The organism is Pseudomonas sp. NPDC089530 (genome assembly GCF_050280705.1).
In the GTDB taxonomy this organism is placed as follows: Bacteria; Pseudomonadota; Gammaproteobacteria; order Pseudomonadales; family Pseudomonadaceae; genus Aquipseudomonas.
The window spans coordinates 1-21497 of the sequence record NZ_JBNNVU010000096.1; the positions used below are offsets into that span (position 1 = coordinate 1).

The following is a 21497-nucleotide window of genomic DNA, read 5'->3' on the forward strand; positions in this document are numbered from 1 at the left end:
TCCTGCTGCCGGCACCAGGCGTGCCAGCTCTTCTGCAATTGCACCACCGCGCCCTGGGCCAGCTTCAAGGCGCCGGGGATGCCCATGATGAAGTTGATCCCGGCCACGCCCAGCAGGGTCAGCAGGGTGTCCATGTCGTCCTGGTCGGCTTCGGCGTGGTTGGTGTAGCAGATGTCGCAGCCCATGGGCACGCCCAGGAGCTTGCCGCAGAAATGGTCTTCCAGGCCGGCGCGGATGATCTGCTTGCCGTTGTACAGGTATTCCGGGCCGATGAAACCGACCACGGTATTGACCAGGAACGGCTTGAAGTGCCGGGCCACGGCGTAGGCGCGGGTTTCGCAGGTCTGCTGGTCGACGCCGAAGTGGGCGTTGGCGGAGAGGGCGCTGCCCTGGCCGGTTTCGAAATACATCAGGTTCTGCCCCAGAGTGCCGCGCTTGAGGCTCAGGCCGGCCTCGTAGCCTTCCTGCAAGACATTCAGGTTGATGCCGAAACTGGCGTTGGCTGCCTCGGTGCCGGCGATGGACTGGAACACCAGGTCCAGCGGCACGCCGCGGTTGATGGCCTCGATGGAGGTGGTGACGTGGGTCAGCACGCAGGACTGGGTGGGGATTTCGTAGCGCTGGATGATGGCGTCGAGCATTTCCAGCAGGGCGCAAATCGAGGCGATGCTGTCGGTGGCCGGGTTGATGCCGATCATGGCGTCGCCGTTGCCGTAGAGCAGGCCGTCGAGAATGCTCGCGGCGATGCCCGCCGGTTCGTCGGTCGGGTGGTTGGGCTGCAGGCGGGTCGACAGCCGCCCGCGCAGGCCCAGGGTGCCGCGGAACTGGGTGACCACGCGGATTTTCTGCGCCACCAGCACCAGGTCCTGGACGCGCATGATCTTCGACACGGCGGCGGCCATTTCCGGGGTCAGGCCCGGCGCCAGGGCACGCAGGCTCCGTTCGTCGGCGGCGTCGCTGAGCAGCCAGTCGCGCAAGCCGCCGACCGTGAGGTGGCTGACGGTAGCGAAAGCGGCCTTGTCGTGGGTGTCGATGATCAGCCGGGTGACTTCGTCGGATTCATAGGGGATCAGCACTTCTTCGAGGAAATGCTTGAGCGGAATGTCCGCCAGGGTCATTTGCGCGGCGACCCGCTCGCCGTCGTTGAGGGCGGCGACGCCGGCCAGGAAGTCCCCGGAACGCGCCGGGCTGGCCTTGGCCATGACCTCCTTGAGGCTGTCGAAGCGGTAGGTCTGGGCGCCGACGGTGTGGGCAAATGCGGCCATGGGCGGTGTCCTCCTGAACATGTGAACGTCTTCTGCCCCTGTAGGAGCGAACTTGCTCGCGATAGCAGCACCGCGATGCGTCGGTAACAGCGCCCGCATCGCGGGCAAGGGCTCTGCGCCGCAATGGAGCGTGCGCCGGGCGGCTGCCCGGCGCAGGTGCAAGTCAGATACCTGTGAGCATAGCGTCCGCCGGTGCCTCGTTGCGTTGTTTGGCGGTCAGCTGGAAGTAGATGAAGCCGGCCGCCATGAAGCCCAGGAAAATCAGGCCGATCAGGGTATTGAACCAGGCCATCGCCACCAGGCAGACCAGCGCCAGGACCAGGGCGATGGCCGGCACCACCGGGTAACCCGGGGCGCGGAAGGTGCGCTCCAGGTTGGGTTCGGTCTTACGCAGCTTGAACAGGCTGAGCATGCTGATGATGTACATCACGATGGCGCCGAACACCGACATGGTGATCATCGCCGCCGTCAGGGTCATGCCTTGCAGGTTGACCAGGCCGTCGCTGTAGATCGCCGCGATGCCCACCACGCCACCGGCCAGGATCGCCCGGTGCGGGGTCTGGAAGCGCGACAGCTTGGCCAGGCCGCGGGGCAGGTAGCCGGCGCGGGCCAGGGCGAAGAACTGGCGCGAGTAGCCGAGGATGATGCCGTGGAAGCTGGCCACCAGGCCGAACAGGCCGATCCACACCAGCATGTGCATCCAGGTCGAGTTGTGGCCGACCACGGCCTTCATCGCCTGGGGCAGCGGGTCGTTGATGTTCGACAGCTGGCGCCAGTCGCCGACGCCGCCGGCCATGACCATCACGCCGATCGCCAGGAACACCAGGGTCAGGATGCCACTGACATAGGCCCGGGGAATGGTGCGTTTCGGGTCCTTGGCTTCTTCGGCGGCCATGGCCGCGCCCTCGATGGCCAGGAAGAACCAGATGGCGAAGGGGATCGCGGCGAAGATCCCGGGGACCGCGGCCATGCTGAAATCGCTGGAGCCGGACCAGCCGTTGAGCACGAAGTTGCTGAAGCTGAAGCCCGGCGCGACCACGCCCATGAACACCAGCAACTCGGCCACGGCCAGGACCGTGACCACCAGCTCGAAGGTGGCGGCGATGCTGACGCCGAGGATGTTCAGGGTCATGAACACGAAGTAGGCCCCGACCGCGGCCACTTTCGGGTCCAGCCCCGGGTACTGCACGTTGAGGTAGGCGCCGATGGCCATGGCGATGGCCGGGGGTGCGAAGACGAACTCGATCAGGGTGGCGATCCCGGCGATCAGGCCGCCTTTTTCGCCGAAGGCCCGGCGGCTGTAGGCGAAGGGCCCGCCGGCGTGGGGGATGGCCGTGGTCAGCTCGGTAAAGCTGAAGATGAAGCAGGTGTACATGGCCGCCACCAGCAGGGCGGTGATGAGGAAACCCAGGGTGCCGGCGGTGCCCCAGCCATAGCTCCAGCCGAAGTATTCGCCGGAGATCACCAGGCCCACGGCGATGCCCCACAGGTGCAGGGTGCCGAGGGTGGGTTTGAGCTGCGTTGTAGAAGTCATAAGTCCTCGCTGTCTTTTTATTGTTCGATCAATGGACTTTCAGTCGTCACTGTCGGGGTGACGGGCACGCAAAGCCCATGCCAGAGCGTTCGGGGCGACTGGCGAGGGCTTGTCTGCGGTTTTGCGGTGAAATGGCCGGGTTTGTCGCGAGCTTGCTCCTGCAAAGGCTTGTAGCGCTCCTTGTGGGAGCAAGCCCGCTCGCGAAAGAGCCGCCAGGACGAAACCGCGTCAGCGGCCTCGTCCTGGCCTCAGGCTTAGAAGAAGCCCAACGGGTTGATGTCGTAGCTCACCAGCAGGTTCTTGGTCTGCTGGTAGTGGTCGAGCATCATCTTGTGGGTTTCACGGCCGACGCCGGACTTCTTGTAACCGCCGAACGCCGCGTGGGCGGGATACAGGTGGTAGCAGTTGGTCCATACGCGACCGGCCTTGATCGCCCGGCCCATGCGGTAGGCACGGTTGATATCGCGGGTCCAGAGGCCGGCGCCGAGGCCGAACTCGGTGTCGTTGGCGATGGCCAGGGCCTCGGCTTCGTCCTTGAAGGTGGCGATGCTCACCACCGGGCCGAAGATTTCTTCCTGGAACACGCGCATCTTGTTGTGGCCCTTGAGCAGGGTCGGCTGGATGTAATAACCGCTGGCCAGGTCGCCCTGGAGTTTTTCCACCTTGCCGCCGGTCAGCAGTTGCGCACCTTCGCCCTTGGCGATTTCCAGGTAGGAGAGGATCTTGTCGAACTGCTGCTCGGACGCCTGGGCGCCGACCATGGTGTCGGTGTCCAGCGGGTCGCCGCGCTTGATCTGCTCGACCTTCTTCATCACCACTTGCATGAATTCGTCGTAGATCGACTCTTGCACCAGGGCCCGGGACGGGCAGGTGCAGACCTCACCCTGGTTGAAGAACGCCAGCACCAGGCCTTCGGCGGCCTTTTCGATGAAGCTTGGCTCGGCCTGCATGATGTCGGCGAAGAAGATGTTCGGCGACTTGCCGCCCAGCTCCACGGTGGACGGGATGATGTTCTCGGCCGCGCATTTCATGATGTGCGAGCCCACCGGGGTCGAGCCGGTGAAGGCGATCTTGGCGATGCGCTTGCTGGTGGCCAGGGCCTCGCCGGCTTCCTTGCCGAAGCCTTGCACCACGTTGAGCACGCCTGGCGGCAGCAGGTCGCCGATCAGTTCCAGCAGTACGCAGATGCCCAGCGGGGTCTGCTCGGCCGGCTTGAGCACCACGCAGTTGCCGGCGGCCAGGGCCGGCGCGAGTTTCCAGGCGGCCATCAGCAGCGGGAAGTTCCACGGGATGATCTGTCCGACCACGCCCAGCGGTTCGTGGATGTGATAGGCCACGGTATTGCCGTCGATTTCCGCGGCGCTGCCTTCCTGGGCCCGCAGGCAGCCGGCGAAGTAGCGGAAGTGGTCGGCGGCCAGGGGGATGTCGGCGTTCAGGGTTTCACGGATGGCCTTGCCGTTGTCCCAGGTTTCGGTGATGGCCAGCAGTTCGAGGTTCTGTTCGATGCGGTCGGCGATCTTCAGCAGAATCAGCGAGCGGGCCTGTGCCGAAGTGGCACCCCAGGCATCGGCGGCGGCATGGGCGGCGTCCAGGGCTTTTTCGATGTCTTCGGCAGTGGAGCGGGGGAATTCGGCGATCGGCTGGCCGTTGACCGGCGAGGTATTGGTGAAGTACTGGCCTTTGACAGGCGCGACGAATTCGCCGCCGATGTAGTTACCGTATTGGCTCTTGAACGAAACGATAGCGCCTTCAGTACCGGGGTGTGCATAACGCATGGTGGGTATCTCCTGGCTTTTGTGCTTATTGGGAGGACGCGCTGTTGCGCTTGACAGAGCGTAGAGCAAAGCCCGGGCCACTGCGTTGCAGACCAGGTAAATCAAAGGTTTACGAATGTTTCGGCGATCGCGCACCGAGTGTCTGTGGCAGTTGTGGCACAGCTCGGGTGACACTTTGTACCGCGTGTGGCACAGCCTGTGACTCATTGGTCGAGGCGGCATTGCAATAAAGCCGGCGCAGGAGGATGCTCGGCTTCGCTCCGATCTGAATCCTTTGCCGCCGCCGCTGTCCGCGCCGCAGGAGAACAATAAGAAATGCACAGCAATCACCTCACCCGGCACGCCCAGCAAGTGCTGACCGTGACCCAAGGCAAGGCCCACCTGCAGGGGCCTGGCAGCGATCCTTCCATTGCCCGCTCCTGGTTGCGCTGCCTGGAGGACTATCACCTCGACCCGGCCCTGAGCATGGCGCCCACGGTGCTGGAACATGGCCGCGTGCTGGAAAGCCGCGAGCGCCTGCGGCAGGTCTTGCAGATCGCCGGCAGCGAGATGACCAGCCTGCACCAGCAGTTGTCCGGCGCCGGTCATGCGGTGCTGCTGACCGATGCCCGCGGGGTGATCCTCAACTGCGTCACCGCGCCCGCCGAGCGCAAGATTTTCGAACGCGCCGGGCTCTGGCTCGGCGCCGATTGGAGCGAGGCCTGCGAAGGCACCAACGGCATCGGCACCTGCCTGGTGGAGCGCCAGGCCCTGACCATCCACCAGGACGAACATTTCCGTGGCCGCCACACCGGCCTGACCTGTTCGGCCAGTCCGGTGTTCGATCCGCATGGCGAGCTGCTGGCGGTGCTCGATGTATCCTCGGCGCGCCCGGACGTGTCGCGCCAGAGCCAGTTCCACACCATGGCCCTGGTCAACCTCTCGGCGAAGATGATCGAGAGCTGCTATTTCCTGCGTTATTTCGACAACCAGTGGCTGCTGCGTTTTCACCTGCAGGCCGAGTCCGTCGGTCTGTTCAGCGAAGGTTTGCTGGCCTTCGACGGCGAAGGGCGGATCTGTGCGGTGAACCAGAGTGCCCTGAACCTGCTGGGGCATATCCGCGGTGGCTTGCTGGGCCAGCCGGTGGAAGCGTTTTTCGACTGCACCCTGGACGAGCTGCTGGGCCGTGCCAGTGTCAATGCCAGCGCCAGCTGGCCGCTGCGCACCCGGGATGGCCGGCCGCTGTTCGCGGTGTTGCGTGGCCAGCCACGCAGCGTGCCGAAACCGGTGCTGCCGAGCGCGCTGGCGCTGGAGCGTCCGCGCCTGCCCGGGATCTGCCTGGGCGACGCGGCGCTGCAAAACGACTTCCGCAAGTCCTTGCGGGTGTTCGAGCGCGATGTGCCGCTGCTGATCAACGGCGAAACCGGCTCTGGCAAGGAGGCGTTCGCCAAGGCGGTGCACCAGGCCAGCGAGCGGGCGGAACACGCCTTCGTGGCCTTGAACTGCGCGGCGATCCCGGAAAGCCTGATCGAAAGCGAGCTGTTCGGTTATCGCGGCGGCAGCTTCACCGGCGCGCGCAAGGAGGGCATGCGCGGCAAGTTGCAGCAGGCCGATGGCGGCACCCTGTTCCTCGACGAGATCGGCGACATGCCGCTGGCCTTGCAGACCCGCCTGTTGCGGGTGCTGGAAGACCGCATGGTGGTGCCCATCGGCGGCGAGCCGCAGGCGGTCAACGTGCGCATCATCAGCGCCACCCACCGCGACCTGCTGGAGCGGGTGCGGGACGGCAGCTTCCGCGAGGACCTGTACTATCGCCTCAACGGCCTGGAGATCAGCTTGCCGGCGCTGCGCGAACGCAGCGACAAATCCCAGCTGCTGGACTTTCTCCTGGCCCAGGAGGCCGGCGATCAACCGGTGGCGCTCGATGGCCCGGCGCGCCAGGCCCTGCTGGACTTCCACTGGCCGGGCAACGTGCGGCAATTGCGTAACGTGCTGCGGACCCTGGCGGCGCTCTGTGAAGACGGACGCATCGGCCTGGAGGATGTGCCGGCGATGATTCGCCAGAACCGTCTGCTATCCGTGCCGGCGGCTGTCGAGGAGGCGGGCGAGTCGCCGTTGGACGATGCCGAGCGCCTGGCCTTGCTCAATGCCCTGGAGCAGCAGCGCTGGCACATGACGCACACCGCCGAGCAACTAGGGGTGAGCCGCAACACCCTCTACAGAAAGCTGCGCAAGCATGGGATCGCGCGTCAGGCGTGATACCGCGTGAGCCTTCATCGCGGGCAAGCCTCGCTCCTACAGAAGATGATGCGCATTTCCTCTGTAGGAGCGAGGCTTGCCCGCGATAGGCGGCGCAGCCGCCCAACCGATGCTGTTCCCTCATCAGCTAAAGAGTGCGATTTGCAGCCCTCTACGCTAACCTGCCTCGATGTTTTACGAGGCCTTCTATGCACATTCATATTCTCGGTATTTGCGGCACCTTCATGGGCTCGATGGCGGTTCTGGCCAAAGAACTGGGCCATCATGTCACCGGCTCCGATGCTAACGTCTACCCGCCGATGAGCACCCAGCTCGAGGCCCAGGGTATCGAGTTGACCCAGGGCTACGACCCGGCCCAGCTCGATCCGGCGCCGGACCTGGTGGTGATCGGCAATGCCATGTCCCGCGGCAACCCGGCGGTGGAATATGTGCTGAACAAGGGCCTGCCCTATGTTTCCGGCCCGCAATGGCTGGCCGACCATGTGCTGCAAGGCCGCTGGGTGCTGGCCGTGGCCGGTACCCACGGCAAGACCACCACCAGCAGCATGCTGGCCTGGGTGCTGGAGCATGCGGGCATGAGCCCGGGCTTCCTGATCGGTGGCGTGCCGCAGAACTTCTCGGTGTCGGCGCGCCTGGGCGGCACCCCGTTCTTCGTGATCGAGGCCGACGAATACGACAGCGCCTTCTTCGACAAGCGCTCGAAGTTCGTCCACTACCGTCCGCGCACCGCGATCCTCAACAACCTCGAGTACGATCACGCGGACATCTTCCCCGATCTGCCGGCCATCGAGCGGCAGTTCCACCATCTGGTACGAACCATCCCGAGCGAAGGCCTGGTCATCCACCCGACCACCGAACCAGCCCTGCAGCGGGTGATCGAGATGGGTTGCTGGACCCCGGTACAAACCACCGGCGCGGGCGGCCAGTGGCAGGTCAAGCTGCTCAGCGAGGACGGCTCGAAGTTCGAAGTGATGTTCGAAGGCGTGGCCCAGGGCGTGGTCGAATGGGACCTGACCGGTCAGCACAACGTCGCCAATGCCCTGGCTACCCTGGCCGCGGCACGGCATGTCGGCGTGGTGCCGGCCATGGGCATCGCCGCGCTGAGCGCGTTCAAGAGCGTCAAGCGCCGCATGGAAAAGGTGGCCGAGGTCCGTGGCATCACCATCTATGACGATTTCGCGCACCATCCAACCGCTATCGCCACCACCCTGGACGGCCTGCGCAAGCGCATCGGCGACGCGCCGTTGATCGCGATCATCGAACCGCGTTCCAACTCCATGAAGCTCGGTGCCCACCGCGACGGGCTGCCGGAAAGCGTCGACCAGGCCGACCAGGTGATCTGGTACTCGCCGGCCAACCTCGGCTGGGACCTGGGCGCCACCGCTGCCTTGTGCACGGTGCCGTCGATTGTCAGCGACTCCCTGGAAGGCATCATCGCGCGGGTGAAGAGCCAGGCCCAGCCGGGCACCCATGTGGTGATCATGAGCAACGGCGGCTTCGGCGGCCTGCACGGCAAGCTGGCCGAGGCGCTGCGATGAACAACGGTCCGGAACGCATCACCCTGGCGATGACCGGTGCCTCGGGCGCCCAGTACGGCTTGCGCCTGCTGGATTGCCTGGTGCGCGAAGATCGCGAAGTGCACTTCCTGATCTCCAAGGCCGCGCAACTGGTGATGGCGACCGAGACCGACGTGACCCTGCCGGCCAAGCCGCAGACCATGCAGGCCTTCCTCACCGAGTACACCGGCGCGGCGGACGGGCAGATCCGGGTATACGGCAAGGAAGACTGGATGTCGCCGGTGGCCTCGGGCTCCGGTTCGCCGGCGGCGATGGTGGTGGTGCCATGTTCCACCGGCACCTTGTCGGCCATCGCCACGGGGGCGTGCAACAACCTGATCGAGCGGGCGGCGGATGTCACCCTGAAGGAGCGCCGCCAACTGATCCTGGTGCCGCGCGAGGCGCCTTACTCCAGCATCCACCTGGAGAACATGCTCAAGCTGTCGAACATGGGCGTGACCATTCTCCCGGCCTCTCCGGGGTTCTATCACCAGCCACAGACCATCGACGACCTGGTGGATTTTGTCGTGGCGCGGATCCTCAACCTGCTGAACATCCCCCAGGACATGCTGCCGCGTTGGGGCGAGCATCATCAGAGCAGCGATGAGTAAGGCGCTGCTGGCCCTGCTGATCGCCCTGCAACTGGGCGGTTGCGCCACGGCCCGCACCTTGAACGCAGCCAAGCCGGGGGCGCCGGTGGTGTATTCCGGGACGCGCCTGGACTGGTATGCGCTGCAGGGCGGTTGTTGCCCGAAGGATCGTTTTGGCGCCGAAGCCCCGGGTTATCCGGGTGTCGACCTGCCGGCCAGCGCCTTGCTCGACACGCTGCTGTTACCGCTGTCGGTGCTGACGGTATTGGGGGTTGGGTTCCAGGCCACAGGCGGGCTGTAGTTTCATCGCGAGCAAGTCGGATCGACGCCCGCGATGTTGTTATTTCCCCAGTTTGCGCAACTCGTCGGACTCGACGATCCGCACGCCATCCTGCTCTTCCAGGGCCAGGCGCCACATGGCCCGGGCCAGCTGGCAGGCTTCGATGCCGTGGTATTTACCGGGAATCAGCCTGGACAGCGGGCCGGCCAGTTGTTCGGCGAAGCGTGGCTCGATGCGGTCGCCGAGCAGCAGCGACGGCCGGCAAAGGGTCAGTTGCGGCCAGCCCTGGGCCTTCAGCGCCTGTTCCATCTCGCCTTTGACCCGGTTGTAGAAAATCGAGGATTTTGCGTCGGCGCCCAGGGCGCTGATCACGATCAGGTGGCGCGCGCCCATTTCCCGTGCGCGCTTGCCGAAGGCCACCACCAGGTCCAGGTCGATGGCCCGGAACGCAGGTTCGGAGCCGGCCTTCTTGATGGTGGTGCCCAGGCAGCAGAACGCCAGGTCCACCCGGCCGCCGAGTTCCGGCAAGAGTGTGGCCAGGTCGCCGACCGGGTTCTGCAGGTGGGGATGCTCGCTCAAGGGGCGCCGGCTGGGCGCCAGTACGCGGGTTATCGTGGGTTCGTTGAGCAGGCGGTCGAGCAAGTGCTCGCCCGTCAGGCCGGTCGCGCCGGCGAGCAAGATATGCTGAGGCGTCAAGTACATAGTGTTTCCCCCTTGATACTGTTTCAGCTTAGTTGCTCTTTGCTTCCTTGCTGTCGTTGGCGGCACTCTGCAGTGCCTTTCGTGCTTGCTGTTTACGCAGTTGCTGCCAGTGCGCCAAGACCCCCTTGGGCGCCCAGATCTGCGGTTCGGATGCTTCGAAATTGTCGGCCTGTTCCCGGGCGGCCACGGTTGCCCTGGCCAGCTTGAAGGCTTGCTCCAGGTCGTCGGTCTGGTTCAGCGCCTGGGCGAACAGGGCATCGCCGAAGTAGGTGAAGTCGGCCTCTTCCGAGCAGCCGAACGATACGCGATCGGCCTGGGAGGCGGTCATGATCAGGGTCCGTTCGTCCTTGAGCGCGGGGATGAAACCGCCGGAATAACAGGCCGAGATCACGACGATCTTGTCGCGGTTTTTCAGCGGTGCCAGCACCGCCGCCAACTCATCGGCCGGCAGGTCGGCCAGTTCCAGGCGCGGCTGGTCGAGCACCAGTTCGTGTTCGCTGGTGCCGTGGCTGGTCAGGTAGATGAACAGCAGGTCTTCCGGGCCGCTGCGTTCGGCCAGGGTCTGGACCGCGCGCCGCAGGTTTTCCCGGGTGGCCATGGGGCGGTTGTCGAGGTGGTCGCGATGGTTGACCAGGCGGACCTGCCCGTAGGCGCCGAAGCGGGTGACGAGCATGTTGCTGACGTAATCCGCCTCGCGCAGAAACACGCTTTGCTTGCCGTCGCCGGCCAGGGTCAGGCTGTAGAGTTCGATGGCCGGGGTCGAGGCCGGTATCGCGGCGAGGGCTTCGTCGAGCAGGCGACCCTGGGCCAGCAGGCCGGTCTCCAGCGGATCGGGCAACAGCCTGCCGTCGGTATCGCGGACCCGCAGGCCGTTGATCCAGTCGCCGCCTTGCACGGTGCCATCGCGTAGCACCAGCGCGCCATGGCCCTGGTAGTTGTCGCCCTCGAAGCCGCCGATATAGAAGCTGCCGTCGCTGAGGTTCAGCCGGCCCTGGCCGCTGAAGCGCCAGTCGTTGAAGCGGCCGACGTAGTGGCTGCCGTCGACGCCGATCAGTTCGCCCTTGCCGCTGAGGGCGCCTTCCTTGAATTGGCCGATCCAGACATCGCCGTCGGCGTTTTCGTAGCGGCCCTTGCCGCTGAGCTGGTTCTGTTTGAAGCCGCCGACGTAGAGATCGCCGTCGGCGCTGCCGAAGGTGCCGTTGCCTTCGAGCTGGCCATCGACGAAGTGGCCGCTGAACTGGTTGCCGCTGGCGTCGCTGCGCTGGCCTTCGCCGTTGGGTTTGCCGCGGGCGAACTGGCCCTGGTACTGGCTGCCGTCTTCCAGTTCGAGGCGTCCGAGGCCGGAATACAGGTCGGCCTTGAACTCGCCGCGGTAGGTCATGCCGCGTTCCTTGAGGGTGCCTTCACCGTCGCGGCGGCCCAGTTTGAAGCCGCCGGTGTAGCTGCTGTCCTTGGTGGTCAGGCTGCCCTGGCCATGGAACAGGCCCTGCTGGAATTCGCCGCGATAGACTTCGCCGTCGCTGCCATGCCATTCGCCCTGGCCATGCCACTGGCCCTTGTCGAACTGGCCGGCGTACCAGCTGCCGTTGGGATAGTCGATGCGCCCCTGGCCTTGCAGCAACCCGTTGACCAGCTCGCCGCGGTAGCGGCCACCGTCCGGCAGACGGGCATCGGGAGGCAGCAACGATTCGCCGTCTCCACAGGCGGTGAGCAACAGGGTCAGAGCCAGGGGTACAAGTGGGCGCATAGCGGGATCCGGATAATTAGGGGACCGAGTATGCCGTAGCAACGAGGCTTATATATAGAGAGGCTGTGCGAAACAGCGTGAGCTGTTTCGCATCGAGGCGTTTTCAGACAAAGCAGAGCGACAAGGGTTCGGCGATATAGGCGGGTTTTTCCTCGCCTTCGATTTCCAGGGTCGCGGTGGCCTTGAGCAGCCATTGGCCGGGCTTCTTCTCGGTGACGTCCACCAGGTCGACCTTGAGACGGACCTTGGAGTTGACCTTGACCGGCTGGATGAAACGCACGCTGTCCAGGCCGTAGTTGACGGCCATTTTCAGGCCCTTGGGCAGGATCATGATGTCGTCCATCAGTTTCGGGATCAGCGACAGCGACAGGAAACCGTGGGCGATGGTGCCACCGAAGGGCGTCTGGGCAGCTTTCGCCGGGTCTACGTGGATGAACTGATAATCACCCGTGGCTTCAGCGAACAGGTTGATGCGCTCCTGGTCGATGGTGAGCCATTCGGAACGTCCTAGTTCCTTTCCGACATAATCTTTGAGCTCTGCAACAGGAACATACGGCATTGAGACTCTCCTTGGGTTTATCGGCTTTATCGTTCTAAAGGGGCGGGGGACGTACCCCCTGACCACCCACTGTAGATCATCATGGGGGTTTGCTCCGGTCAACCTTCCATGCTTTTGGCGAATGCCGGTCCATAGTGCTCGCGTGCTTATAATGCCCGGCGCTTTTTCGGGGGGATTGGGGATGTTGTTACGCGGTCTGACATGGCTGGTGTTGTTTCAATTGCTCGGCACGGCGATCAATCATCTGTTTCTGCCGATCCTGCCGGGGCCGATTGTCGGTCTGCTGCTGATGCTGATGTTCCTGGTGGCGCGCGGCGAGGTGGGCGAGCCGCTGAACCTGGCCGCCTCCAGCCTGCTGCGCTACCTGCCGCTGTTACTGGTGCCGCCCGCGGTGGGGGTGATGGTGTACGCGGCGGATATCGCCGCGGATTTCTGGGCGATCGTCGGCGCCCTGGTGCTGTCGCTGGTGGTCTCCATGGCCTTTGTCGGCGTGCTGATGCAGCGGCTGGTCAAGCGTCACGGGGCTCGGGAGGACGGCCAATGAGCTTCGATTGGCACGGCGCCTGGGCGTCGGTGATCCACCATCCGTTGTTCGGCATCGGCATTACCCTGGGGGCCTATCAACTGGTCCTCGCGGCTTTCGAGAAAACCCGCTGGATCTTTCTGCAACCGGTGCTGGTCTCCATGCTGCTGGTGATCGGCGTGCTGCTCGGCTGTGGCCTGAGTTACACCGAGTACCGCAAGAGCACGGAAATCCTCAGCATCCTCCTGGGGCCGGCCACCGTGGCGCTGGCCGTGCCGCTGTACCTCAACCTGCGGCGGATTCGACAGTTGTTCTGGCCGATATTTACTACGCTGGTGATTGGAGGGGTGGTGGCCACCGGCCTGGGCGTGTTGCTGGGATGGTGGTTTGGCGCCGAGAACATGATCCTGATGACCATGGCGCCGAAATCGGTGACCTCGCCGATCGCCATGCTGGTGGCCGAACAGATTGGCGGCGTCGCCGCGCTGGCCGCGGTCTTCGTGCTGATCACCGGGGTGATCGGGGCGATTTTCGGGCCGGCCATCCTCAACCGTCTGCAGGTGCATAGCCCGGAAGCCCGGGGCATGGCGCTGGGCATGACGGCGCATGCGGTGGGCACTTCGGTGGCTCTGCAGGAAAGTGACGAATGCGGGGCTTTCGCGGCGCTGGCGATGAGTCTCATGGGTGTGGCCACGGCGGTCTTCCTGCCGTTGGCGGTGTCGTTGGTGGTTTAAGGAAACCTGTATGAGCCTGGCGCTTTTCCCGCTGAATACGGTGCTGTTCCCAGACTGCATCCTCGATCTGCAGATTTTCGAGGCGCGTTACCTGGACATGATCGGCCGTTGCATGAAACAGGGCAGCGGCTTCGGCGTGGTGTGCATTCTCGAGGGCGAAGAGGTGGGCATCGCCCCGGAAGGTTTCGCGCGGGTCGGCTGTGAAGCGCTGATCACCGACTTTCATCAGCAGGACAACGGTCTGCTGGGAATCCGGGTCAAGGGCGGGCGGCGTTTCCGGGTGCTGAGCAGCGAAGTGCAGCGCGACCAGTTGCGGGTGGCGCAGGTCCAGTGGCTGGACGAGGCGCCGGAGCAGCCGCTGCAGGATGAGGACGCCGACCTGATCGCCTTGCTCAAGGCGCTGGCCGAACACCCGATGGTCGAAGCCCTGAACATGGGCACCGAAGCCACTGGCCAGCAATCCCTGGCCAACCAGCTGGCCTACCTGTTGCCGTTTTCCGAACTGGACAAGATCGACCTGTTGCAACTGGACGACCCACAACAACGCCTGGATGCGATCCAGGCCTTGCTGGACGAGTTGCAGGGCGAGCTGTTCGCCTGATCCTGCCGGCGGTTATCGCACCTCAATACGCATAACGCAGCAGGGCATGCGGCAGATGCCGGACGGCCTCGAACCCGAACAACGCGATCAACGCGGGCAACACCAGCCACCAGATCTTGGCCGGCATGGGTGTCAGCGGGGCTTGGCGCTGGGTGAGCCACAGGCTGGCGGCGCACACGCAGGCGGCCAGCATGGCGCCGGCCAGGATGTCGGTGGGCCAATGCGCCCCCAGGTAAACGCGTGACAAGGCAATCGCCGCCGCCGGCAGGCTGCCCAGCAGCAGCCAGGTCAGGCGCATGCGCGGCGGCTGGCCGCGGCCGGCGAGCACAGCGAGGGTCAGGAACAGGGCGAAGGCGCCGGAGCTGTGCCCGCTGGGCATGCTGTAGCTGGTCAGTGGGTCGGTCAGGACTTCCGGGCGGACCCGGGCGAAGAAGTGCTTGGTGGCGGTGTTGGCCAGCGCGGTGCACAGCAGCGTGGCGGCGGCGAAGATCCCTTGCTGCCATTGCCGGGTCGCCAGCAACAATAGGGTGACCAGGGCGCTGGCGAACAACATGGTGCGGAACTCGCCGAACTGGGTGAGTACCACCATCACCTCGTCCAGTGCCGGGCTGCGGTGTTCCTGGACCAGGGGCATCAGGCCCCGGTCGAAATGGTTCAGGTAGGGGTAGCCGATGAACAGTCCCACCAGGACCGCCAGGCTGAGGCCGGCGATCAGCAGGGTAGCCTGACGCTGGCGGCGCATGCTGCTGTTGATGCTCAAGCCCAGCAGCACGGCGATGCTGGCGGCGACTATCCCCGCCTGCGGCCAGAAACCTTCAGGCAAGGGCAGGCGGATAGCCGCGCCCGTGGCCCAGCCCGGCAGCAGGTAGGCCACGCTCCAGCCGGCGGCGGCCAGCAGGCTGACGGCAAAAAAACGCGGGAACGGCATGTCGAACATCCCGGCTACCATCGGCAGCATGGGCCGCAAGGGGCCGATAAAGCGTCCGACCAGTAGGCTGGCGATGCCGTAACGCTGGAAATAGGCTTCGGCGCCGTTGATCCATTCCGGGTGATGGCGCAGGCCTGGCAGGCGCCGGATGTTTTGATGGAAACGCCGGCCCAGCAGGTAGGACACCACATCCCCGAGCAGGCCGCCGAAGAACCCCAGCATCAGGGTTTCGCCCAGGGACAGTGCGCCGCTGCCGGCCATGACGGCAATGGCGAACAACAGCACAGTGCCTGGCACGATCAGGCCGGCGATCGCCAGGCACTCCACGGCCGCGACGATGAACACGGCTGCCGCCAGCCATTGGGGGTTCATTGTCAGCCAGCCAGTTATTCCATCGAGCCATTGGCCCATAGGTTTCGACTCCGGTCATTCAGGGGTTCAAGGCCAGGAACGGGTTTGCCTGCCCTAAGGCTAGCCGCGGGCGCGCCGGTTCCTGGGCAGGGGATCAATCGAGCAGTAAATAGTCGCGGCCTTCAAGCTGGCCACGGCGTAGCGGGTTCCGGGTGCAGTAGGGGGCATAGGCCGCATCGACAAAGCGGTACATCAGGTGTTCGTCGCGGCCGTGGGGAATGCCCAGGCGGGTGGTCTGGATGATACTTGCGATGGGGGCGCCGACATCTTCGACGAACAGCACTTCATGGTCGAAGCGCTTGGCATCCCACACCGGGACTTTCAGGCCCAGAGCCTTGCACAGCAGGGTCTGACCGGCGCAGAGCTTCTGCGACGGGCGCGGTCGGCCGCTGGCATCGGGGTTGTTCAGGAGCATCTGCGCCAGGCTGGCGGGGCCGGAGACCTCGTCGACCCAGGGATAGGCCGACTTGATCAGCACCGCGTTACCCGGGCCGTGGGCGCTGAAGTTCAGGGAGTCGCCGCCGCGGGCGTAGTACATATAGATGTGCCCGCCATCCAGAAACAAAGCCTTACGCTTTTCTGTGTAGCCGAGGGAGGCATGGCTGCCTTTTTCCTCGCAGTAATAGGCTTCTGTTTCGATAATGCGCGCCGACAACCACAGGTCGCCGACCCGGTGGCGGATAATTTTGCCGAGCAGTTCACGGGCCAGGACCTGGGCATCTCGATCGAAAAAGCGGTCGGGCAGGGCCTTGGGCAGTGCCGGAGTGGACAGATTGGACATGGTAGCCAAGCGCGATGACGGGAAATGGGTCGGAATAATATCAATTCCAGGCTTAATTCAGGCTGAACGAAGGGTATTTGCCATCCATTTCGACCATCCGCCCGTGAGCGCTGTCCGTGGGCCGACGCGACAGCTATAATCAGCCGCTTTCCTCTTTGCCAAGACCACTGCAGACCATGACTGAGTCCGTTCTTGACTACATGACCCGTTTGGGTCGCGCTGCCCGCGAAGCTTCGCGGGTGATCGCCCGTGCCACCACTGCGCAGAAGAACCGCGCATTGCTGGCGGCCGCCGATGCATTGGACGCTGCTCGCCCCGAGCTGAGCGCCGCCAATGAGCAGGACCTGGCCAACGGCCGGGCCAATGGTCTGGAACCGGCACTGCTCGATCGTCTGGCGCTGACCCCGGTGCGCATCGACGAAATGATCGAAGGCCTGCGTCAGGTAGCCAAGCTGCCTGACCCCATCGGTGAAATCCGTGACATGCGCTACCTGCCTTCGGGTATCCAGGTGGGCAAGATGCGCGTGCCCCTGGGCGTGATCGGCATCATCTACGAGTCGCGCCCCAACGTGACCATCGACGCCGCCAGCCTGTGCCTGAAGTCCGGCAACGCCACCATCCTGCGTGGCGGTTCCGAGGCGATCCATTCCAACCGCGCCATTGCCACCTGCATCCAGCAAGGGCTGGCGGTGGCCGGTCTGCCGGCGCAGGTGGTGCAGGTGGTGGAAACCACTGACCGCGCTGCCGTTGGCGCGCTGATCACCATGCCCGAGTTCGTCGACGTGATCGTGCCGCGGGGCGGCAAGAGCCTGATCGAGCGGGTCAGCCGCGATGCCAAGGTGCCGGTGATCAAGCACCTGGACGGCGTCTGCCATGTATTCATCGACGTGGCCGCCGACCTGGACAAGGCGATCCGCATCGCCGACAACGCCAAGACCCAGCGTTACGCCCCCTGCAATACCATGGAGACCCTGCTGGTCCACGCCGGTATCGCCGAGCGCGTGCTGCCGCCGCTGGCCGCGATCTACCGCGACAAGAAGGTCGAACTGCGCGGTTGCCCGCGTACCCGGGCCTTGCTGGGCGACGATGTGATCGCCGCCACCGAAGAAGACTGGCGCACCGAGTACACCGCGCCGATCCTGTCGATCCTGGTGGTCGACAGCCTGGATGCGGCCATCGAGCACATCAATACCTACGGTTCGCAGCACACCGACGCCATCGTCACCGAGAACTTCAGCGACGCCCGGCGGTTCCTCAACGAGGTGGATTCCAGCTCGGTGATGGTCAATGCCTCGACCCGTTTTGCCGACGGCTTCGAATACGGCCTGGGCGCGGAGATCGGTATTTCCACCGACAAGCTGCACGCCCGCGGCCCGGTCGGCCTGGAAGGGCTGACCAGTGAGAAATATGTCGTCTTCGGCGACGGCCATGTGCGTACTTGATGAGCAAACGTATCGGTCTGCTGGGCGGAACCTTCGACCCTGTGCATATCGGTCACCTGCGCAGCGCGCTGGAGGTGGCCGATTCGCTGGGGCTCGATGAGCTGCGCCTGACACCCAGCGCGCGACCGCCCCATCGCGATACGCCGCAGGTCTCGGCCCTGGATCGCCTGGCGATGGTCGAGTGCGCGGTGGCCGGCGTCGCCCCCCTGGTGGTGGACGACCGCGAGCTGAAGCGGGACAAACCGTCCTACACCATAGACACCCTGGAACAGATGCGCGCCGAAATGGCCGCGGACGACCAGTTGTTCCTGTTGCTGGGCTGGGACGCTTTTTGCGGCCTGCCTACCTGGCATCGCTGGGAAGAGTTGCTCCAGCATTGCCACATCCTGGTGCTGCAACGCCCGGATGCCGACAGCGAGCCGCCGGATGCCTTGCGCAACCTGCTGGCGGCGCGCTCGGTGAGCGATCCCCTGGCCCTGCAAGGGCCGGGTGGACACATTGCATTCGTCTGGCAGACGCCGCTCGCGGTGTCCGCCACCCAGATCCGTCAACTGCTGGCCAGCGGTAAGTCGGTACGTTTCCTGGTGCCTGACGCGGTCCTGGCCTACATCGATGCCCACGGTCTGTACCGTGGGCCGAACTGAAGGAGCGCTGCCGGCACGTGCCGTGCAACGCTCCAAACATACGAGCTGAACGAGTTTTATATGACTAACCAAGTAATGAAAGGCGAAGATCTGGTCAAGGTGGCAGTCGCCGCGCTGGAAGACGTCAAGGCCCAGGACATCCTGGTGATCGATGTTCGCGACAAGCAGAGCATCACTGACTACATGATCATCGCCACCGGTACTTCCAACCGCCAGATCGGCGCGATGCTGGAAAAGGTCCGCGAAATGGTCAAGGCCCAGGGTGTGCGCCCGCTGGGTGAAGAAGGCAAGGGCGACAGCGACTGGGTGCTGCTGGACCTGGACGACGTGATCGTGCACATGATGACCGCCTCCGCACGCCAGTTCTACGACCTGGAACGCCTGTGGCAGGGTGCCGAGCAGAGCCGTGCGGCCGATGGCAAGCACCACAGCCCGGAACACAGCCATGAGCACTTCGCCAAGCTCAACAAAGACCAGCAATAAGGGACGGCTGTGCGCCTGCGTCTGATCGCTGTCGGTTCACGCATGCCCAAGTGGGTGGAAGAAGGTTGGCACGAGTATGCCAAGCGTCTGCCATCCGAACTGGCGCTGGAACTGGTGGAAATACCGCTCAATACCCGTGGCAAGAACGCCGATGTGGCCCGCTTCATCCGTCAGGAGGGCGAAGCCATGCTGGCCAAGGTCGGCCAGAACGAGCGGATCGTCACCCTCGAGGTGCACGGCAAGCCCTGGAGCACCGAGCAACTGGCGGTGGAACTGGATCGCTGGCGCCTCGACTCGCGTACCGTGAACTTCATGGTCGGCGGCCCCGAGGGGCTGGCGCCGGAAGTCTGCGCGCGGGCCGATCAGCGCTGGTCGCTGTCGCCGCTGACCCTGCCGCACCCGCTGGTGCGGATCCTGATCGGCGAACAGCTGTATCGCGCCTGGACAGTCCTGTCCGGGCACCCCTATCACAAATAGTCCGCACCCCTCATGTCCCAGCCGATCCGTATCAAGGACCACGAAAAAGACGCCCGTCTGGTGCGTGGCCGGGTCGTGTTCGGGGCAATCGCGGTGGTGTGCCTGATCGGGGTACTGATCGCGCGCCTGTATTACCTGCAGGTGATCCAGTACGACTATCACTCGACCCTGTCGGAAAACAACCGGGTTCACGTCCAGCCGATTCCGCCGCCCCGCGGCCTGATCTTCGACCGTAATGGCGTGGTGGTGGCCGATAACCGGCCGAGCTTCAGCCTGAGCATGACCCGCGAACGCGCCGAGGACTGGCGCCAGGTACTCGACGTCATAGTCGAGGTGCTGGAGCTGACACCGGAAGACCGGGTGCTGTTCGAGAAACGCATGAAACAGGGGCGCCGGCCGTTCGAGCCGGTGCCGATCCTGTTCGAGCTCAACGAAGAGCAGATCGCCCGGATTGCGGTCAACCAGTTCCGCCTGCCCGGGGTGGAAGTGGTGGCGCAGCTGGTTCGTCATTACCCCCAGGGGGCGCATTTCGCGCACTCGGTGGGCTACATGGGGCGGATCAACGAGAAAGAGCTGAAGACCCTGGACGCGGTGAGCTATGCCGGCACCCACCATATCGGCAAGACCGGTATCGAGCGCTTCTATGAGCCCGAACTGCACGGCCAGGTGGGCTACGAAGAGGTCGAGACCAACGCACGCGGCCGCGTGTTGCGGGTGCTCAAGCGTACCGACCCGATTCCCGGCAAGGACATTGTCCTGAGTCTGGACATCAAATTGCAGGAAGCCGCCGAGGCGGCGCTGGGCGGCCGGCGCGGCGCGGTGGTGGCGCTGGACCCGAGCACCGGCGAGGTGCTGGCCATGGTCAGCCAGCCGAGCTTCGACCCGAACCTGTTCGTCACCGGCATCAGCTTCAAGGCCTATGCCGAACTGCGCGACTCCATCGACCGTCCGCTGTTCAACCGGGTGCTGCGCGGCCTGTATCCACCGGGTTCGACCATCAAGCCGGCGGTGGCGATCGCCGGTCTCGATTCCGGGGTGGTGACGGCTTCCACGCGGGTCTATGACCCGGGTTACTACATGCTGCCCAACTACGATCACAAGTACCGCAACTGGAACCGCACCGGTGACGGCTATGTCGACCTGGATACGGCGATCATGCGGTCCAACGACACCTATTTCTACGACCTGGCCCATAAGCTGGGGATCGATCGCCTGTCGGCCTACATGAACAAGTTCGGCATTGGCCAGAAGGTCTCGCTGGACATGTTCGAGGAGTCGCCGGGTCTGATGCCGTCGCGGGAGTGGAAGCGTGTCACCCGGCGCCAGGCCTGGTTCCCGGGCGAGACGCTGATCCTCGGGATCGGCCAGGGCTACATGCAGTCCACCCCGCTACAACTGGCCCAGGCCACGGCGCTGGTGGCGAACAAGGGCAAATGGAACCGCCCGCACCTGGCCAAGACCATCGAGGGCGAAAAGCCGGTGGACGAGAACCCGATGCCGGACATCGTCCTGCGCGACCCGTCGGACTGGATGAAGGTCAACCACGGCATGCAGCAGGTGATGCACGGCGCCCGCGGCACGGCGCGCAAAGCGGCCATCGGTTCGCCTTACCGGATCGCCGGCAAGAGTGGTACGGCCCAGGTGGTCGCGATCAAGCAGGGTGAGAAGTACGACCGCTCCAAGGTCCAGGAACGCCACCGCGACCACGCCCTGTTCGTGGGCTTCGCGCCGGCGGAAAACCCGAAGATCGTGGTGTCGGTCATGGTCGAGAACGGCGAGTCCGGCTCCGGCGTGGCCGCCCCGGTGGTGCGCCAGGTGATGGACGCCTGGCTCCTTGGCCCGAATGGCCAGCTCAAGCCCGAATTTGCCGGCCCTATCAGTGCGGAGGCTACGGCCCGTGAAGAGTAATTTCGATCGCATCCTGTCCAGCGAGGACGTGATGCGTCGCCGTGCGACGCTGTTGCAGCGCATGCACATCGACGGTCCCTTGCTGGTTCTGCTGCTGACCCTGGCAGCTGGCAGCCTGTTCGTCCTGTATTCGGCCAGCGGCAAGAGTTGGGACCTGCTGGGCAAGCAGGCCACCTCGTTCGGCATCGGCCTGGTGTCGATGATCGTCATTGCCCAGTTCGAACCGCGGTTCATGGCCCGCTGGGTGCCGCTGGCCTATGTATTCGGCGTGGTGCTGCTGGTGGTGGTGGATGTCATGGGACACAACGCCATGGGCGCC

General features: G+C 64.6%; 21 protein-coding genes. 13 read left to right on the forward strand and 8 right to left on the reverse strand.

All coding sequences use genetic code 11. From position 1 onward, the window contains the following. The 3 genes from ACQKQA_RS25405 to exaC form a co-directional block, all read right to left on the reverse strand. On the reverse strand, nucleotides 1–1265 hold a 1265-nt coding region (locus ACQKQA_RS25405; RefSeq protein ID WP_427563700.1), incomplete at its 3' end, for an ethanolamine ammonia-lyase subunit EutB. A 163-nt stretch (nucleotides 1266–1428) separates the two neighbouring features. After that, nucleotides 1429–2799 (reverse strand): ethanolamine permease, encoded by a 1371-nt coding sequence (gene eat, locus ACQKQA_RS25410; protein ID WP_427563702.1) that lies wholly within the window; start codon nucleotides 2797–2799, stop codon nucleotides 1429–1431. A 254-nt stretch (nucleotides 2800–3053) separates the two neighbouring features. Continuing rightward, nucleotides 3054–4574 (reverse strand): acetaldehyde dehydrogenase ExaC, encoded by a 1521-nt coding sequence (gene exaC / locus ACQKQA_RS25415; RefSeq protein ID WP_427563704.1) that lies wholly within the window; start codon nucleotides 4572–4574, stop codon nucleotides 3054–3056. A gap of 315 nt (nucleotides 4575–4889) precedes the next feature. Between exaC and ACQKQA_RS25420 the strand changes: the two genes are divergently transcribed. The 4 genes from ACQKQA_RS25420 to ACQKQA_RS25435 all read left to right on the forward strand — a co-directional run bounded on the left by ACQKQA_RS25420 (nucleotide 4890) and on the right by ACQKQA_RS25435 (nucleotide 9259). Beyond that, nucleotides 4890–6812 carry a sigma-54-dependent Fis family transcriptional regulator gene (locus ACQKQA_RS25420; RefSeq protein ID WP_427563706.1) on the forward strand — a complete coding sequence of 641 codons (1923 nt, stop codon included), beginning with the start codon at nucleotides 4890–4892 and terminating at the stop codon, nucleotides 6810–6812. 188 nt (nucleotides 6813–7000) lie between these two features. After that, on the forward strand, nucleotides 7001–8350 hold the full coding sequence (mpl, locus tag ACQKQA_RS25425; RefSeq protein ID WP_427563707.1) for a UDP-N-acetylmuramate:L-alanyl-gamma-D-glutamyl-meso-diaminopimelate ligase: 1350 nt from the start codon (nucleotides 7001–7003) through the stop codon (nucleotides 8348–8350). Continuing rightward, entirely contained in the window at nucleotides 8347–8979 is a 633-nt protein-coding gene (gene ubiX / locus ACQKQA_RS25430) for a flavin prenyltransferase UbiX (RefSeq protein WP_427563709.1), read from the forward strand. The genes mpl and ubiX overlap by 4 nt, the downstream gene beginning before the upstream one ends. Next, complete coding sequence (locus tag ACQKQA_RS25435) at nucleotides 8972–9259, forward strand: YceK/YidQ family lipoprotein (RefSeq protein WP_427563710.1); 288 nt, start codon at nucleotides 8972–8974, stop codon at nucleotides 9257–9259. Before ubiX ends, ACQKQA_RS25435 begins: the two co-directional genes overlap by 8 nt. 39 nt (nucleotides 9260–9298) lie before the next feature. On the opposite strand, the gene ACQKQA_RS25440 is transcribed toward ACQKQA_RS25435, so the two are convergent. The 3 genes from ACQKQA_RS25440 to ACQKQA_RS25450 all read right to left on the reverse strand — a co-directional run bounded on the left by ACQKQA_RS25440 (nucleotide 9299) and on the right by ACQKQA_RS25450 (nucleotide 12246). Next, a complete protein-coding gene (locus ACQKQA_RS25440; protein WP_427563712.1) occupies nucleotides 9299–9940 on the reverse strand; it encodes an oxidoreductase in 642 nt (213 codons plus the stop codon). 28 nt (nucleotides 9941–9968) lie between these two features. Further along, entirely contained in the window at nucleotides 9969–11687 is a 1719-nt protein-coding gene (locus ACQKQA_RS25445; RefSeq protein WP_427563714.1) for a C13 family peptidase, read from the reverse strand. 103 nt (nucleotides 11688–11790) lie between these two features. Beyond that, nucleotides 11791–12246 carry a MaoC family dehydratase gene (locus tag ACQKQA_RS25450; RefSeq protein ID WP_427563716.1) on the reverse strand — a complete coding sequence of 152 codons (456 nt, stop codon included), beginning with the start codon at nucleotides 12244–12246 and terminating at the stop codon, nucleotides 11791–11793. A gap of 181 nt (nucleotides 12247–12427) precedes the next feature. Here ACQKQA_RS25450 and ACQKQA_RS25455 point away from each other — a divergent pair, with 181 nt between their 5' ends. From ACQKQA_RS25455 to ACQKQA_RS25465, 3 genes are read left to right on the forward strand one after another with little or no spacing between them, the layout of a single operon-like run. Then, nucleotides 12428–12790, forward strand: a complete 363-nt coding sequence (locus tag ACQKQA_RS25455; RefSeq protein ID WP_427563717.1) for a CidA/LrgA family protein — start codon at nucleotides 12428–12430, stop codon at nucleotides 12788–12790. Beyond that, entirely contained in the window at nucleotides 12787–13503 is a 717-nt protein-coding gene (locus tag ACQKQA_RS25460) for an LrgB family protein (protein ID WP_427563719.1), read from the forward strand. Before ACQKQA_RS25455 ends, ACQKQA_RS25460 begins: the two co-directional genes overlap by 4 nt. 10 nt (nucleotides 13504–13513) lie before the next feature. After that, nucleotides 13514–14104, forward strand: a complete 591-nt coding sequence (locus tag ACQKQA_RS25465) for an LON peptidase substrate-binding domain-containing protein (RefSeq protein ID WP_427563721.1) — start codon at nucleotides 13514–13516, stop codon at nucleotides 14102–14104. Nucleotides 14105–14126: 22 nt separating this feature from the next. Here ACQKQA_RS25465 and ACQKQA_RS25470 read toward each other — a convergent pair whose 3' ends face one another. Continuing rightward, nucleotides 14127–15443: a bifunctional DedA family/phosphatase PAP2 family protein gene (locus tag ACQKQA_RS25470; RefSeq protein WP_427563723.1), complete on the reverse strand. Its 1317-nt coding sequence runs from the start codon at nucleotides 15441–15443 to the stop codon at nucleotides 14127–14129. Between the two features lie 94 nt (nucleotides 15444–15537). Then, nucleotides 15538–16224 carry a DNA-3-methyladenine glycosylase gene (locus ACQKQA_RS25475; protein WP_427563724.1) on the reverse strand — a complete coding sequence of 229 codons (687 nt, stop codon included), beginning with the start codon at nucleotides 16222–16224 and terminating at the stop codon, nucleotides 15538–15540. 176 nt (nucleotides 16225–16400) lie between these two features. On the opposite strand from ACQKQA_RS25475, the gene ACQKQA_RS25480 reads away from it, so the two are divergent. The 6 genes from ACQKQA_RS25480 to ACQKQA_RS25505 form a co-directional block, all read left to right on the forward strand. After that, nucleotides 16401–17666, forward strand: a complete 1266-nt coding sequence (locus ACQKQA_RS25480) for a glutamate-5-semialdehyde dehydrogenase (RefSeq protein ID WP_427563726.1) — start codon at nucleotides 16401–16403, stop codon at nucleotides 17664–17666. Beyond that, entirely contained in the window at nucleotides 17666–18310 is a 645-nt protein-coding gene (gene nadD, locus ACQKQA_RS25485; RefSeq protein WP_427563728.1) for a nicotinate-nucleotide adenylyltransferase, read from the forward strand. Before ACQKQA_RS25480 ends, nadD begins: the two co-directional genes overlap by 1 nt. 60 nt (nucleotides 18311–18370) lie before the next feature. Continuing rightward, a complete protein-coding gene (gene rsfS / locus ACQKQA_RS25490; protein ID WP_427563730.1) occupies nucleotides 18371–18793 on the forward strand; it encodes a ribosome silencing factor in 423 nt (140 codons plus the stop codon). Between the two features lie 9 nt (nucleotides 18794–18802). Further along, nucleotides 18803–19270 carry a 23S rRNA (pseudouridine(1915)-N(3))-methyltransferase RlmH gene (gene rlmH / locus ACQKQA_RS25495; protein WP_009051038.1) on the forward strand — a complete coding sequence of 156 codons (468 nt, stop codon included), beginning with the start codon at nucleotides 18803–18805 and terminating at the stop codon, nucleotides 19268–19270. A 12-nt stretch (nucleotides 19271–19282) separates the two neighbouring features. Beyond that, complete coding sequence (mrdA, locus tag ACQKQA_RS25500) at nucleotides 19283–21178, forward strand: penicillin-binding protein 2 (protein WP_427563732.1); 1896 nt, start codon at nucleotides 19283–19285, stop codon at nucleotides 21176–21178. Nucleotides 21179–21209: 31 nt separating this feature from the next. After that, a partial coding sequence (locus tag ACQKQA_RS25505; RefSeq protein ID WP_427563734.1) for an FtsW/RodA/SpoVE family cell cycle protein occupies nucleotides 21210–21497 on the forward strand: 288 nt, incomplete at its 3' end.

What these genes read in the sequence shown, in the direction of transcription:
- eat (WP_427563702.1), bottom strand. Translation starts at nt 2,799, where the DNA reads ATGACTTCTACAACGCAGCTCAAACCCACCCTCGGCACCCTGCACCTG.
- exaC (WP_427563704.1), bottom strand. Translation starts at nt 4,574, where the DNA reads ATGCGTTATGCACACCCCGGTACTGAAGGCGCTATCGTTTCGTTCAAG.
- ACQKQA_RS25420 (WP_427563706.1), top strand. Translation starts at nt 4,890, where the DNA reads ATGCACAGCAATCACCTCACCCGGCACGCCCAGCAAGTGCTGACCGTG.
- mpl (WP_427563707.1), top strand. Translation starts at nt 7,001, where the DNA reads ATGCACATTCATATTCTCGGTATTTGCGGCACCTTCATGGGCTCGATG.
- ubiX (WP_427563709.1), top strand. Translation starts at nt 8,347, where the DNA reads ATGAACAACGGTCCGGAACGCATCACCCTGGCGATGACCGGTGCCTCG.
- ACQKQA_RS25435 (WP_427563710.1), top strand. Translation starts at nt 8,972, where the DNA reads ATGAGTAAGGCGCTGCTGGCCCTGCTGATCGCCCTGCAACTGGGCGGT.
- ACQKQA_RS25440 (WP_427563712.1), bottom strand. Translation starts at nt 9,940, where the DNA reads ATGTACTTGACGCCTCAGCATATCTTGCTCGCCGGCGCGACCGGCCTG.
- ACQKQA_RS25445 (WP_427563714.1), bottom strand. Translation starts at nt 11,687, where the DNA reads ATGCGCCCACTTGTACCCCTGGCTCTGACCCTGTTGCTCACCGCCTGT.
- ACQKQA_RS25450 (WP_427563716.1), bottom strand. Translation starts at nt 12,246, where the DNA reads ATGCCGTATGTTCCTGTTGCAGAGCTCAAAGATTATGTCGGAAAGGAA.
- ACQKQA_RS25455 (WP_427563717.1), top strand. Translation starts at nt 12,428, where the DNA reads ATGTTGTTACGCGGTCTGACATGGCTGGTGTTGTTTCAATTGCTCGGC.
- ACQKQA_RS25460 (WP_427563719.1), top strand. Translation starts at nt 12,787, where the DNA reads ATGAGCTTCGATTGGCACGGCGCCTGGGCGTCGGTGATCCACCATCCG.
- ACQKQA_RS25465 (WP_427563721.1), top strand. Translation starts at nt 13,514, where the DNA reads ATGAGCCTGGCGCTTTTCCCGCTGAATACGGTGCTGTTCCCAGACTGC.
- ACQKQA_RS25470 (WP_427563723.1), bottom strand. Translation starts at nt 15,443, where the DNA reads ATGGGCCAATGGCTCGATGGAATAACTGGCTGGCTGACAATGAACCCC.
- ACQKQA_RS25475 (WP_427563724.1), bottom strand. Translation starts at nt 16,224, where the DNA reads ATGTCCAATCTGTCCACTCCGGCACTGCCCAAGGCCCTGCCCGACCGC.
- ACQKQA_RS25480 (WP_427563726.1), top strand. Translation starts at nt 16,401, where the DNA reads ATGACTGAGTCCGTTCTTGACTACATGACCCGTTTGGGTCGCGCTGCC.
- nadD (WP_427563728.1), top strand. Translation starts at nt 17,666, where the DNA reads ATGAGCAAACGTATCGGTCTGCTGGGCGGAACCTTCGACCCTGTGCAT.
- rsfS (WP_427563730.1), top strand. Translation starts at nt 18,371, where the DNA reads ATGACTAACCAAGTAATGAAAGGCGAAGATCTGGTCAAGGTGGCAGTC.
- mrdA (WP_427563732.1), top strand. Translation starts at nt 19,283, where the DNA reads ATGTCCCAGCCGATCCGTATCAAGGACCACGAAAAAGACGCCCGTCTG.